Genomic DNA, 236 nt, shown 5'->3' on the forward strand with positions numbered 1-236 from the left:
TTATTGTGCCGCGTATTCACACTGAGCCGCAGGCCTATATTTTACAAAATAAAGATCAGCGTATTATTTTTGTTACCCCATTTGAAGATGACTATTCACTGATTGGCACTACAGATGAAGAATACAGCGACAATATAGCAGATGTAAAAATTAGCGATAAAGAAGTCGATTACTTAATTGGCATTACTAATAATTACTTTAAAAAACAACTTACTCATAACGACATAGTGCATACC

The 236-nt window shown here is 33.9% G+C and carries 1 pseudogene; it reads left to right on the forward strand.

The features are described 5' to 3' along the window. Positions 1-236, forward strand: a pseudogene (locus tag AAEY62_RS24800) (glycerol-3-phosphate dehydrogenase); the annotation flags it as partial.

The organism is Pseudoalteromonas sp. GW168-MNA-CIBAN-0100, from assembly GCF_040309225.1.
GTDB classification, from domain to species: Bacteria; Pseudomonadota; Gammaproteobacteria; order Enterobacterales; family Alteromonadaceae; genus Pseudoalteromonas; species Pseudoalteromonas arctica.